This window comes from Lacicoccus kunmingensis DSM 17847 (assembly GCF_059568765.1).
The window spans coordinates 1-14,286 of the sequence record NZ_JCANUC010000016.1; the positions used below are offsets into that span (position 1 = coordinate 1).

General features: G+C 46.5%; 12 protein-coding genes. 1 reads left to right on the plus strand and 11 read right to left on the minus strand.

Annotated features, from left to right (window positions below; translation table 11 throughout):
- Positions 1–301, plus strand: a 301-nt coding sequence (locus BO48_RS12980; RefSeq protein WP_496367374.1) for a transposase, incomplete at its 5' end; no start/stop codon positions are given.
- 61 nt (positions 302–362) lie between these two features.
- Here the strand turns inward: BO48_RS12980 and ilvA are convergent.
- The 11 genes from ilvA to BO48_RS13035 form a co-directional block, all read right to left on the minus strand.
- The gene (ilvA, locus tag BO48_RS12985; protein ID WP_496368080.1) at positions 363–1,376 is read right to left on the minus strand and encodes a threonine ammonia-lyase; all 1,014 of its coding nucleotides are present in this window, start codon (positions 1,374–1,376) and stop codon (positions 363–365) included.
- A 44-nt stretch (positions 1,377–1,420) separates the two neighbouring features.
- Positions 1,421–2,014: a 3-isopropylmalate dehydratase small subunit gene (leuD, locus tag BO48_RS12990; protein WP_496367960.1), complete on the minus strand. Its 594-nt coding sequence runs from the start codon at positions 2,012–2,014 to the stop codon at positions 1,421–1,423.
- 14 nt (positions 2,015–2,028) lie between these two features.
- Entirely contained in the window at positions 2,029–3,444 is a 1,416-nt protein-coding gene (gene leuC, locus BO48_RS12995) for a 3-isopropylmalate dehydratase large subunit (protein WP_496367962.1), read from the minus strand.
- Between the two features lie 26 nt (positions 3,445–3,470).
- Positions 3,471–4,538, minus strand: coding sequence for a 3-isopropylmalate dehydrogenase (leuB, locus tag BO48_RS13000; RefSeq protein WP_496367964.1), 1,068 nt, complete (start codon positions 4,536–4,538; stop codon positions 3,471–3,473).
- A 19-nt stretch (positions 4,539–4,557) separates the two neighbouring features.
- Positions 4,558–6,102 carry a 2-isopropylmalate synthase gene (locus BO48_RS13005; RefSeq protein ID WP_496367966.1) on the minus strand — a complete coding sequence of 515 codons (1,545 nt, stop codon included), beginning with the start codon at positions 6,100–6,102 and terminating at the stop codon, positions 4,558–4,560.
- Between the two features lie 17 nt (positions 6,103–6,119).
- Positions 6,120–7,121, minus strand: a complete 1,002-nt coding sequence (ilvC, locus tag BO48_RS13010; protein WP_496367968.1) for a ketol-acid reductoisomerase — start codon at positions 7,119–7,121, stop codon at positions 6,120–6,122.
- 31 nt (positions 7,122–7,152) lie between these two features.
- Positions 7,153–7,671 carry an acetolactate synthase small subunit gene (gene ilvN, locus BO48_RS13015; protein ID WP_496367970.1) on the minus strand — a complete coding sequence of 173 codons (519 nt, stop codon included), beginning with the start codon at positions 7,669–7,671 and terminating at the stop codon, positions 7,153–7,155.
- Complete coding sequence (ilvB, locus tag BO48_RS13020) at positions 7,659–9,404, minus strand: biosynthetic-type acetolactate synthase large subunit (protein WP_496367972.1); 1,746 nt, start codon at positions 9,402–9,404, stop codon at positions 7,659–7,661. Before ilvB ends, ilvN begins: the two co-directional genes overlap by 13 nt.
- Positions 9,405–10,084: 680 nt before the next feature.
- Positions 10,085–11,794, minus strand: a complete 1,710-nt coding sequence (gene ilvD / locus BO48_RS13025) for a dihydroxy-acid dehydratase (RefSeq protein ID WP_496367974.1) — start codon at positions 11,792–11,794, stop codon at positions 10,085–10,087.
- 15 nt (positions 11,795–11,809) lie between these two features.
- A complete protein-coding gene (locus BO48_RS13030) occupies positions 11,810–12,802 on the minus strand; it encodes a bile acid:sodium symporter family protein (RefSeq protein WP_496367976.1) in 993 nt (330 codons plus the stop codon).
- 413 nt (positions 12,803–13,215) lie between these two features.
- Positions 13,216–14,259 (minus strand): DUF4064 domain-containing protein, encoded by a 1,044-nt coding sequence (locus tag BO48_RS13035; RefSeq protein WP_496367978.1) that lies wholly within the window; start codon positions 14,257–14,259, stop codon positions 13,216–13,218.
- Positions 14,260–14,286: the final 27 nt, after the last annotated feature.

Genomic DNA, 14,286 nt, shown 5'->3' on the forward strand with positions numbered 1-14,286 from the left:
AACCGGCAATATGGAGCGATTTAATCACTTGATTCACACATCATCGGAACACCCACTGTCCTCGGGGATGCGCAGGGTGTTGCGTACGTTTAAAAAGTACAGTCCGTATATCCAGAACACACTGGCCTATCCAACACTCACAAATGGCCCGCTGGAAGGCATCAATAACAGTATCAAAACATTAAAACGCGTGGCTTTTGGCTATCGTAACTTTGCGCATTTCAGAGATCGTATATTATTAATGACCCGGTTATACCGACCACAAATAAAAAAAGAGTCTAGCTCGCATAAAGCGAGCTAGACTCAAGGATCTCAATGCCCATCAACCTGATTTGACGTAGAGCCTCAATACTCTATGACTTTCATCTTAATACTCCTGATTTTTCCCGCTCTCTTTCGCCATCTCTCACTCTTGAACCTGAGCGTGCATCAAAAGCTTTTTCAGCCAAACCCGCTTCTTTGCGGAGTTCTGATGCCAGGCTCTGGATGTCGGGCATTTTCGAGATGTCGATATTGCCGCCGCTGACGACCACTCCGGTTTTATCGGAATCGATATCGTCATGGTGGCTGAGCAGGCAAGCAAGTGCCGCTGCACCTGCGCCTTCAACTAATGTTTTGCTTCTTTCTAAAAGGTAGATCATCGCATCAGCGATTTCTGGTTCCGATACGCAAATTACATCGTCTACATACTTATTGATTATAGGCAATGTCAACTGACCTGGTTCTTTGACTGCAATCCCTTCTGCGATCGTTGATACATTTTGTAGTCGTTCCACTAGTCCTTGATGATAAGCGTTAAACATTGATGGTGCTCTGTCAGTTTGCACACCAATCACGCGGATGTCAGGATTTATGCTTTTCGCAGCGACGGCAATTCCGCTGATCAAGCCGCCTCCACCAATAGGAACAATCAATGTATCAAGATCTGGTTGTTGTGATAACATTTCAACTGCAATCGTTCCCTGACCTGCCATAATATCGTAGTCATCAAACGGGTGTATATAAGTCGCACCTGTTTCCTGCTGGTATTCAAGAGATGCTTCATATGCTTCCTGAAAGCTCTCTCCCACCAGAATTACTTCCGCGCCGTAGCCCCGTGTCGCTTCAACCTTGTTCGTCGGTGTTGCTTCCGACATGAAGATTGTCGCCTGTGCACCGAGCTGGGACGCAGCAAGTGCCACGCCCTGGGCGTGATTGCCGGCAGATGCGGTCAACACTCCTTTGGATAACTCCTCAGCAGATAATTTCATCAACTTGTAGCTTGCGCCTCTGAATTTGAATGCGCCCGTCTTCTGTTGATTCTCCATCTTCAAATAAACTTCTCTGTTTGTACGTAAGTTCGTAGTATTCGATGTGACTAAAGGCGTATTGTGGATTTTCTGTCCGAGTACCTCCCAGGCATTCTGGACTAATCCACTGGTTAAGAAATCCCCATGCGACCACGCTCCTCATATTGATTAATTTTATCTTCCAACTGCAATGTTAATGATATGTCATCCCAGCCATTGATAAGTTTTTCCTTATGGTATGACGGGATGTCAAATTTATATACTTCACCGTCAGCAGTCACTGTTTGTTCCACCAGATCAACTGACAGTTGGAAGTCTCCACTTTGTGCTTTGTCCTGCCATTCATCGACTTTGTCCTTGTCTGCTTCAATGACGATAATGCCGTTTTTAAAAGCATTACTGTAGAAGATGTCTGCAAAACTCGGTGCGATGATCACTTTGAAACCGTAGTCCAGTAAGGACCACGGTGCGTGTTCCCTTGATGAGCCGCAGCCGAAGTTCTCGCCTGCCACCATGACAGATGCACCTTCATATTTTTCATTGTCCAGGTCAAAATCCTGTCTCAGGCTGCCTTCATCATCGAAGCGCCAGTTATAAAATAAAAACTCTCCGAAACCTGTTCTTTCGATACGCTTTAAAAATTGCTTTGGAATGATTTGGTCGGTATCCACATTATCTCTGTTCAGAGGATATACCTTACCTGTATGTTGCTCTACTGCTTCCATGTAATATCCTCCTCTTAAGAAATTTTCTCTTCCGGCGTGTAACTGCGGACGTCTACGAAACGGCCTTCGATTGCAGCTGCTGCAGCCATTTCAGGGCTGACCAGATGCGTTCTTGCGCCGTTCCCCTGGCGGCCTTCAAAGTTACGGTTTGACGTTGATGCACAGCGGCCGCCGGCCGGTATGATGTCATCGTTCATACCCAGGCATGCACTGCATCCTGCGTCGCGCCATTCAAATCCTGCATCTTTGAAGATCTTATCCAGACCAAGTTCTTCCGCTTCCGACTTCACTAAAAAGGAGCCGGGAACGACAATCGCCTTGATGCCGTCTTTCACTTTCCTGCCTTTGATGATATTCGCTGCACTCTCGAGATCCGGAACTCTCGAGTTCGTACAGGAACCGATGAACACATGGTCGATTTCGATCGATGTGATCGGCTGGTTCTCTGTCAGATCCATATAAGTCAGTGCACGTGTAATTTCATCTTTGTTGTCCACGCCTTCAACGGATGGTGTCGCACCGCTGATTGGTACGACCATTCCCGGGTTCGTCCCCCATGAAACCTGAGGTTCGATTTCAGTCGCATCAATTTCAATGGTCTCATCATAAGTTGCACCTTCATCGGTTGCATATGCCAGCCATTTTTCACTCAATGCCTTGAATTCCTCTTCTTCCTTCGGAACGTAACGGCGTCCTGTCAGGAAATCGACCGTTTTCTGGTCCGGAGAAATAAGCCCGGCTCTCGCGCCGCCTTCAATGGACATGTTACATACCGTCATACGGCCTTCCATTGACAGATCGCGGACCGCTTCACCTGTATACTCTACAACGTAGCCTGCACCAAACTTGACACCGAACTTTGCGATGATCGCAAGAATCAGGTCTTTTGCGGTAACGCCTGCACCGAGTGGTCCGTTCACTTTGACATTCATCGTTTTCGGCCGGTCGCCGTATAAGGTCTGCGTCGCAAGGACATGCTCGACTTCACTCGTACCGATACCGAACGCCAGTGCACCGAAAGCACCGTGCGTAGATGTATGACTGTCTCCGCAGACGATCGTCTTGCCGGGCTGCGTCAGTCCGAGCTGTGGGCCGATGATGTGGACAATCCCCTGGTCGGGGTGGAACATATCTGCAAGCTTCACACCGAAGTCTGCACAGTTTTTCTTCAGTGCATCCATCTGTTTAGCCGAAATTTCATCTTTTACATTTTCACGGTTCTTAGTCGGGACGTTGTGGTCCATAGTTGCGAAAGTTAAGTCCGGCCGGCGAACTTCTCGTCCGGCAAGCCGCAACCCTTCAAATGCTTGAGGAGAAGTGACTTCGTGAACTAAATGTTGATCAATGTATATTAAATCCGGCTGTCCCTCATCTCTATGAACAACATGGTCTTCCCAGATTTTCTCAATAATAGTCTTTTTCTCAGCCATTCCTCATATCAACTCACTTATCCATTTTATTTAATATTGCCTAAAACAACTTCAACCATCTCTTCAGTCGTGACAGTTTTTCCGCCCTCGATATTCAGGTCCATCGTATGATAGCCCGACTTCAATGCGGCATCCACACTGTTCTCGATTGCTTCCGATTCCTCGGACAGATGGAATGTATATTTCAACATCATCGCTGCCGACAGAATCATCGCGAGCGGATTCACTTTATTTTCACCGGCAATGTCCGGCGCTGATCCGTGAACCGGTTCATATAATCCAAAACCAGTACTGTTTAAACTCGCCGAGGGCAGGAGTCCAATCGATCCTGTAATTACCGACGCCTCGTCACTCAAAATATCTCCGAAAAGATTTTCTGTGACAACCACGTCAAAATGGTTCGGGTTCGTAATCAGTTTCATCGCTGTCGAATCGACAAGCGCATGCTCGACTTCAACATCGGGATAGTCGGCGCTTTTCTCATCCACAATTTCACGCCACATGCGGCTGGATTCCAAAACATTCGCCTTATCCACTGAAGTCAGCTTGTTGCCGCGCAGTGTCGCAGCCTGAAAACCGTACTCGACAATGCGTTCAATCTCTTCCCGCGTGTACTGGAGTGTATCGACGACTGAATTGCCCCCGTCTCTCCGTTCACTCGGCTTTCCAAAATAAAGACCGCCCGTCAGTTCACGTACGAATAAAATATCCGTACCGCCGACGATCGCTTCCTTTAACGGGGAAGCAGGGATCAGCTTGTCGAAGACTTTTATCGGACGGAGGTTGGAAAACAGCTCAAGTGCCTTACGGATCTTAAGCAGTCCCTGCTCGGGCCTTAATGCTTTATCAACATTGTCCCATGCCGGTCCGCCGACCGCACCGAGCAGAATCGCATCGGCATTTTTTGCCCGGTCCAAAGTCTTATCATCGAGCGGCGTGCCATTCGCATCACACGCAGCGCCGCCGATGAGACCTTCTTCAAAAGTGAATTCATGATTGTATTTTTCTGCGATCTTTTTTAAAACTTCTTTGGCACCTGCCATGACTTCTGGCCCGACGCCGTCGCCCGGAAGTGTCAGTATATGTTTTTTCATTTCTATGGGCTCCTTTTCGTCAGCTGCTGATGGAAATCGATTTTTCCTGTGTATTCTTGATCAGATAACGGTTCACTGCGTTGATGTATGCATTGGCTGAAGCTTCGATCACGTCCTGGGCTGTACCGCGGCCGTTCATGACCTGCCCGTCCACTTTCAGCTGTACGTGTGCTTCTGCGAGTGCATCTTTACCGCGGCCGACTGAGTTCAACTGATAGTCGATGAGGTTCAGTTCCATATCGATCAGACTCTTGATCGTACCGTAAAGCGCATCGACGCTGCCGTTACCGACTGTCGTATTTGAGATGGTTTCTCCTGCAGGCGTTCTGAGTGATACTTCACTTTCCGTGCCGTTTTCCGGACCGTAATTCACCTGGAAGTTCTCCATCCTATACATAGGAATATCTGCGTCCTCGGTTTTTATTTCCATTAATATCGTATATATATCATCTTCTGTGACTTCTTTCTTCTGATCAGTAAGAAGTTTGAATTTCTTGAATGCGGTGGTGATTTCATCTTCTGAAAGTTCAAGTTTGAACTCTGCCACTTTATCTTTGAATGCATGGCGCCCGGAATGTTTTCCAAGGAATAAAGTATTCTCGGATACGCCGACAAGTTCAGGGGTGATGATTTCATAAGTCTCAGCGTTTTTAAGTACGCCGTCCTGATGAATGCCTGATTCGTGTGCGTAGGCGTTGCGTCCGATGACTGCCTTGTTCGCCTGGATGTACATGCCTGACAGCTTGCTCACGATATCGCTTGTCCGTTTGATTTCTTTTAGGACAAGTGATGTTTCGTACGGGTAGAAGTCCTTGCGGATTTCAAGTGCCACGGCAATTTCTTCAAGCGCCGCATTCCCCGCCCGTTCGCCGATGCCGTTGACGGCGCACTCGACTTGAGTCGCACCGTTTTCAACAGCAGCGATGGAGTTGGCAACTGCCATGCCGAGATCGTCGTGGCAATGACATGAAAGATTGACTTTATCGATGTTCGGGACGTTTTCTGCGATCGTTTTGAACATCTGGCCGTATTCCTGAGGTGTTGTGAATCCTACAGTGTCCGGTAAGTTGATGACTGTCGCACCAGCATCGATAACCTTTTCAATGAGCTTCGTCAGGAAATCGATATCCGTACGTGTCGCATCTTCAGCTGAAAATTCAACTTCAGGGAACATCGTCTTTGCATATGTCACCATTTCAACGGATTTGGCCAACACTTCGTCTTCCGTCATCTTCAATTTATATTCCATATGAATCGGAGACGTTGCGAGGAAAATGTGGATCCTCGGTTTTGCAGTGTTTTTCAATGCTTCATATGCACGGTCGATATCTTTATGATGCGTCCGGGCAAGCGCAGTCACTGAAGAATCTTTGACAGTGTCTGCAATGAGCTTTACCGCTTCGAAATCCCCATCGGATGCTGCAGGGAAACCTGCCTCTATAATATCTACACCTAAGCGTTCAAGCTGCTTAGCGATTTCCAGTTTCTCACTTTTATTTAGATTGACTCCCGGTGACTGCTCACCGTCTCTCAGTGTAGTATCAAAAATTTGAATATCAGCCATTGCCAATCATCCTTTCATTATTTATTCACAGCTTCTCCAACAAACGGCATTAATTCGCGAAGGTCTTTACCAACCTGAGTGATCGGGTGGTTGTATTCCTGATTATTGATTGCGTTGTATCTAGGACGTCCTGCCTGGTTTTCAAGTACCCAGTCTTTTGCGAAAGAACCGTCCTGGATTTCTCTTAGGATATCCTGCATACGCTCTTTAGTCTCATCGTTGACAACTCTAGGCCCGCTGACGAAGTCGCCCCACTGAGCTGTATCGGAAATTGAGTAGCGCATGTTTTCAAGTCCGCCTTCATACATTAAATCAACGATTAATTTCAATTCATGCAGACACTCGAAGTATGCAACTTCCGGCTGGTATCCTGCATCCGTCAATGTTTCAAAACCTGCTTTAACGAGTGAAGTCATACCGCCGCATAATACTGCCTGCTCACCGAACAGATCCGTTTCAGTCTCTTCCTGGAAAGTTGTTTCAAGGATACCTGCCCGGCCGGCACCGACGCCGCCTGCATATGCCATGGCGATCTTAGTCGCCTGACCTGTAACATCCTGGTATACACCGTATAATGCCGGAACGCCCGCTTCTTCTTCAAACGTACGACGCACCAGGTGCCCCGGTCCTTTCGGTGCAACTAAAAATACATCCACATCTTCTCTCGGTACAATCTGAGTGAAATGTACGTTGAATCCGTGTGCGAAAGCGAGAGCACTGTTCGGCTTCAAGTTATCTTTGATGCTTTCGTTGTATACTTTTGGCTGATGTTCGTCCGGAAGTAAAACCATTGTGACATCCGCATCTTTAACCGCTTCACTTACAGCTTTAACTTCAAAGCCGTCCTCTTTTGCCTTATCAAAAGATTTACCTTCTCTTAAGCCGATAACAACTTCGTTACCTGAATCTCTTAAGTTTTGTGCGTGAGCGTGTCCCTGCGAACCATAACCAATGATGGCAATTTTTTTCCCGCTTAATACTGCTTGGTCAAGATCTTTGTCATAAAATACTTTTGTCATAATAATTTTCTCCCTTTCATTCCTTAAGAATTTATACTATTAATGTTTGATAGTCTGAAACTTGTTTTTGCTGCTTGCCTCTTGTGAAGGCTGTAATGCCTGTGCGCGAAAGCTCTTTGATGCCGTATGGTGTCAGTAAATCTATAATTGCTTCAATCTTATCCGGTTTGCCGGTAACTTCAACAATTAACGAATCTTTCGAAATATCAAGAATGCGTGCTCTGAACGGTTCCACGATGCCGTTGATTTCCGAACGGCTCTGAGGTGTGGCAACCACTTTGATCAGGCACAGTTCACGCGCCACTTTGTTCGTGTCGGTGATGTCATTCACTTTCAGGACATCAATCTGTTTGTGGAGCTGTTTTGTCAGCTGTTCAATCTTCTGTGCTTCCTCAACGTCCACAACAAATGTGATTTTCGAAATTCCTTCAATCTCCGTCTCCCCGACAGTGATACTTTCAATGTTGAAACCGCGGCGTGACAGGAGTCCTGTCACACGGTTCAAAACCCCGCTGGAGTTTTGCACTGTTGCTGTAATTATTCTTCGCATGGTTTCACCCCTATCATTTCGTGATTTCCTTTACCTGGTGCAACCATTGGAAATACAAGGTCCAATTTGACGATTCTTGCATCGATCAGTGCCGGACCGTCATGTTCAAATGCACTTTTCAAAGTTTCTCTTACTTTGCTTTCTTCTTTCACCTGGAAAGCTTCAGCACCGAACGCTTCAGCCAGTTTTACGAAGTCAGGGTTCTGATCCAGAAGTGATTCTGAATAACGCTCTTCATAAAACTCTTCCTGCCACTGTCTGACCATGCCGAGGGCCTCGTTGTTCACGATAACCACTTTGACAGGCAGGTTGTAATGCTTCAATGTCTGCATTTCCTGCATTGTCATCTGGAAACCGCCGTCTCCGACGATTGCAACGACAGTGGCATCCCTGTCACCAAGCTGGGCGCCAAGTGCCGCCGGCAGGCCGAAGCCCATTGTGCCAAGGCCGCCGCTTGTGACGAAGCGGTTTGGCTGGTCCAGCTTATAGAACTGGGCTGCCCACATCTGATGCTGTCCCACGTCTGTTGTAACAATCGCTTCACCGTTGGTTTCTTCATATATCTGTTCGATCAGCCACTGTGGTGAAATTAAATCATCACTGCGTTCATACCAGAATGGTGAATCTGCTTTGTTGTCCATCACTTTCTGGTACCATTCGCTGTGGTCGTCACATTCAACCGGTGAATTCATCATGCGCTTCAATGCTTCTTTTGCATCGCCGACTACCGGGATGTGTGTTTCGATGTTCTTGCCTATTTCTGCCGGATCGATATCGATGTGAGCGACTTTCGCATCAGGTGCAAAGTGTTTGATCGCCCCTGTCAGCCTGTCGTCGAAACGCGCACCGATGTTGATCAGGAAATCTGATTCGTATATTGCCATGTTCGCTGCATATGAACCGTGCATGCCAGCCATGCCGAGTGACTGTTCATGAGTGCCCGGGAAAGTCCCAAGACCCAGAAGCGTTGTCGTTACCGGAACTTTGTGCTTTTCAGCGAACGCTCTTAATTCTTCACTGCCCCCAGCGAACTGTATGCCCGCTCCGGCTAAGATTACTGGTCTTTTTGCTGTTTTCAATGCATTCATCACGCGTTTGATCTGCAATGGATTCGGATTGACTGTCGGCTGATATCCCGGAAGATGGAAGTCTGTATCGAAAGTTTCTGTAACGACTTCCTGTGCAATGTTCTTCGGTATATCAACGACTACCGGACCCGGTCTGCCTGTCGTTGCGATGTGGAATGCTTCTCTTACTATTCTTGGTAGATCTTTTATATCTGATACCTGGTAGTTATATTTCGTAATAGGAGTTGTCAGACCTATCACATCCGCCTCCTGGAAAGCGTCTGTACCGATGACTGCTGATGACACCTGACCGGTGAAACATACGACCGGCAATGAGTCCATCATTGCATCCGTAATACCGGTGATTAAGTTTGTTGCACCCGGACCGCTTGTTGCAATGACGACGCCGGCTTTGCCGGTTGTTCTTGCATATCCTTCAGCTGCGTGTATCAAACCTTGTTCGTGTCTGCATAAAATATGATTGAATGATGCATCGCTCTTATGGAGTGCATCATAAATCGGTAACACAGCACCTCCAGGATAGCCAAAAACTGTATCAACATTTTGATTAACTAATGCTTCAATTAAGACATCCGCACCCGTTATAAAATCTTCTTCAATTCTACTGTTCAACTGCGCTTCTTTTATTGCTAATTCTGTCTTCATTGAAAAACCTCCTCATTCAATCACATAATATTTTAATAAAAAAACTCTTTTCTCACACTGCTACAAAGTAACAATGGGGAGAAAAGAGTTCATTTGCTCACGGTACCACCCAAGTTTGTCACTGCCTCACGGCAGCAACCTTATGGACTACATGTGTAAGAAGAGGTAAATGTTAATAAGGAGTTAATTTATGGCGGTCATTCCATTTAATTTATGACTTACTCCATGTAGTCCGTTTACTTAACGAGTGGCTACCACCCGGCTGTGCCTAATAAGTAAATACCTTTCAGCACAACGCTCAGGGATGAGCATAAAGTTAACATTGATCTGGGTTTTCAGCCGTGCCCCATTCTCTTTAAATCAACATTGGTAACTTTAAATTCCCTTCAAAGCTTTTTAGAGAATATTCAGTTCTGAATTCGTCTGATATTTCTGTAATATGATGTTGAGAGTTATATTACAGCGTTTCGGCAGAGAAATCAACTCTTTTTATCAAATATTTTTAAATTATCTAAATTTTTAGTTATTGAAAACGATTACAATCCTTTCATAATGCATTGTTCGGTTTTTTTAAGTTTTTTTAAGATTTTTCGTATTTTATGGTATTGTATTGCCCAGATAACGAATATAGACATAAAAAATCCCGAACGATTCAATTATCGTCCGGGTTTTTATTTTCATTACTTTTGATACAGGTCATCCCTGTTAAAGAAGTCGGTCACTGCGCCGAGTGATGAGTTGGATACGATGTGCGCATATTTTCCGAGTACACCTTTCTTATAAAGAGGCGGCAGATTGAGTTTATCTGCACGTGCCTTCATCTCTTCGTTGGACACATGCATAGTGATTTCTTTAGTGTCCTGGTCGATCGTTACCGTGTCACCCGTCTGAACGAGCGCCACCGGTCCGCCTTCTTGTGCTTCAGGTGCGATATGGCCGACGACAAGTCCGCGTGTACCACCGGAGAATCTGCCGTCTGTAAGGAGGGCAACATCTTCACCCAGCCCTTTACCTGAAATCAGGCTGGACAGTGACAGCATCTCAGGCATGCCTGGTCCGCCTTTCGGTCCGACGTAGCGTACGATGACGACGTCGCCTTTGACGATTTCGTTTTCAAGGACTGCATCAATCGCTTCCTGCTCGGTATCGAACACTTTCGCAGTCCCTTCATGGCGGCGGACTTTCACACCGGACACTTTTGCGACTGCACCAAGCGGTGCAAGGTTGCCTTTAAGGACGATTAATGGACCGTCAACACGTTTAGGATTGTCAAGCGGCATGACAACATCCTGTCCTTCTATCAGATGCTCAACCTCTTCAAGGTTTTCAGCAATCGTCTTGCCTGTAACTGTCAGACACCCGCCATGGATCAGACCGTTCTCATAAAGATACTTCATGACACCCTGCACACCGCCGACGTTGTAAAGATCCTGGAATACATACTTTCCGCTCGGCTTGAGGTCAGCCAGGTGCGGTACTTTTTCCTGCATCACGTTGAAGTCGTCGATGGTCAGTTCCACTTCAGCTGCGTGCGCAATGGCCAGCAGGTGAAGAATCGCGTTCGTCGAACCGCCAAGCGCGTAGACAACGGTAATCGCATTTTCAAACGCTTCTTTAGTAAGGATATCTTTCGGATAGATATCTTTTTCAAGCAGATTCAATACAGCCTGCCCCGCTTCATATACATCCTGCTCTTTATCTTTCGACACTGCAGGGTTGGATGCAGATCCCGGAAGACTCATGCCCATCGCTTCAAGCGCTGCAGCCATAGAGTTCGCCGTGTACATACCGCCGCAGCCGCCAGGGCCCGGACAACCGTTACATTCGATGCCTTTTAATTCTTCATCATCGATTTCGCCATTATTCCATTTGCCGACACCTTCGAACACACTGACAAGGTCGATATCTTCGCCCTTATGTCTGCCCGGTGAAATCGTACCGCCGTATACGAATACAGCAGGGACGTTCAAGTTCGCCATTGCAATCGCACAGCCCGGCATGTTTTTATCACAGCCCCCGATCGCAACGAGTGCATCCAGGTTCTGTCCGCCGACCATCGTTTCGATGGAATCTGCGATGATATCTCTTGAAGGCAGTGAAAAACGCATGCCCTGAGTACCCATTGCGATACCGTCAGCAACTGTGATCGTGTTGAACTGGATCGGCACACCGCCCGCCTTGCTCACACCTTCTTTCGCAAACTGCGCAAGGTCGTTCAGGTGAATGTTACATGGCGTCGTCTCCGCCCAGTTACTTGCAACACCGATCTGCGGCATCTGAAACTTTTCATCAGTAAAACCGACCGCACGGAGCATCGCACGGTTTGGTGCCTTGACGTTACTTTCTGAGTACACTTTACTGTTAATTCTAAGATCTTTTTTCTCTGCCATAAATTCTCCCGCCTTTTAAGTGATTATTTTTTCCGTCTGACCTGTCTCTTCTTCCGTCTCTTTCACATCATTATCGCCGTCATTCTTTATCTTACTCATCCAGTTCGCCACAAGCGAGCCTGAAATATTGTGCCATACCGAGAATATCGCCCCGGGCACAGCTGCAATCGGTGAGAAATGCGCGGTCGCAAGCGTCGCAGCGAGCCCTGAGTTCTGCATTCCGACTTCGATTGATATCGCCTTCTGATCCTGAACTTTGAAATTGAGCAGTCTGCCGATCAGGAATCCGACACCGTAACCCAGCAGGTTATGAAGAATCACCACTGCAAAGATCAACAGCCCCGTCTCGATGATATTTTGAACATTCGTGGAAACGACAGCTGCGATTACACTGATTATACCAACAACTGACACCAATGGTAAAACGCCAACCACTTTTTCCACTCTTTCACCACCGAGCAGATAGTTGACGACTACCCCTGCAACTACCGGAATCAATACAATCTGAACGATTGAAATGAACATATCGATAAATGATACAGGAAGCAGTGCGCTTGCCAGTAATAAAGTAAGCATCGGCGTAATGACCGGCGCAAGGAGTGTTGCAATCGAAGTAGCCGCGATGGAAACCGCCACGTTACCTTTTGCAAGGAACGTCATAACGTTGGATGAAGTACCGCCCGGTGTACACCCGACCAGAATTACACCAATCGCGATTTCTGCCGGTAATTGGAACACCCATACAAGCAATACCGAAATGAGCGGCATGACGATATACTGTGCAGCCACTGTAAACAGAACAGCTTTCGGAGCCTTAACAACCTCTTTGAAATCGCTGAGTTTCAAAGTCAGCCCCATTCCAAACATAATGATTCCGAGAAGGATCGAAATATAAGGCGCAATCCAACTGAATCCGGATGGAAATACAAATGCCAGAACAGCAAAGAGCAATGCCCAAACTGCGAATGTGCTACCCACAAACTGGCTGAAACGAATTAAAGCATTCATAAACAAGACCCCAATCTATGTAATTTTATTTAATAGAACTTATATTATCAGATTTACACGCGGGTCAATAGCTTTATTTTTTAATTTTTAGAATCTTGTCACGTTTCAATTAATTGTATATCATGGTTCGATGCCGACATCATCACATTGGTAACGATTACAAATATACTTTGAAAAAATTGTAACTTTTTGCACTGAAGGCTGATTTGATTGAGTTTAGTCGGGAGTCAATCTGGAGTTGGATGATGCTGAGGCAGTGTTAGCTTTCATCGCATGTTCGTGAGGTGCACGGGCATTCGTTAACCACATTTTGCAGGTACTCGCCACATCCACGAGTGCCTGCAGCACACCCCCTCCCCCGCACAAATCCAACAAAAAAGCCCACACATTTGTGTGGGTTTCAAATTAATATTTTATAGATCATCATTGTTGCGACGGTCTACGTTCTGACGGCGTTCTGATGTCGCGTCACTTTCGTAGCCATAGCTCTTACCTTCACGGTCGACTTCTTCTCGTGCGTCAAAGTTAGGTGCCTTGTCTCTGTCGCGTCTTCTTCCACGCTCTCGTGATGAACCGGAATGGCGTTCATTTTCGACTTCCATGCCGTGTGTACGGTTGTACTCTTCATCTGTAACAGGTTCAACCGCATCAGATGAATCAATGTTGCCATCCACATAGTTATCACGTCTGTCGGAATCTCTGTAGTCATTTTCATCAATCTTGCTGAACTTTCGTGTCGCTTCAATATCATCGTCGCGATGTGCATCACGGCGGCCGTCATCTCTGTAATCACGGTCGGTGCGTACATCATCATCGAGCGGTGCTGTGACACCGACGCCGCGCTCTCTTTCGAATTCACGGTCGCGCTCAAGCTGTTGTCTGCGCTCAAAGTCGTTCTCGCGATCCAAGTCACGCTCACGTCCGACAGGTCCAGCATTCGGATCATCCTCGCGGTCTCTTACTCCGCCACGGTCCATCGGGTCAACCGGATCCATGATTACTTCATCTTTTCTGACAAATAGCAGTATTGCCGAGATGATGAAGAATAAAGGAATCAGACCAGTGATGACACCAATTACCAATGGTGCTGACAGTATACCTGCAAGCAGCATCAGGAATCCTGATAAGATGCGTCTCTTCATTGTCAATAATCCAAAGAGACCTAAAATTAAGGGGAGCAATAGATATAATGGGATAACCCAAAAGAACTCTAAAACGCTCATCATTATATTTGACATTTCATCTATTGCTGCCTGGTCAAGATTCATATCTTGACCAGTTTGCTGATTAATTGCTTCAATTTGGTTCCTAATATCTTGATCATTAAGTTGTACAAATGAAATAAATAATAAGTAACCAGCAGTTAAAAGTAATCCAAGCCATGCCAGCCAGCCAAATATTTTTTCTGCGATCCGGCGGACCGGCCGTATAGTCTGAGTGTATTCTCGTCTAGCCATAGGGACCTCCTGTAATTATGTCTTTTT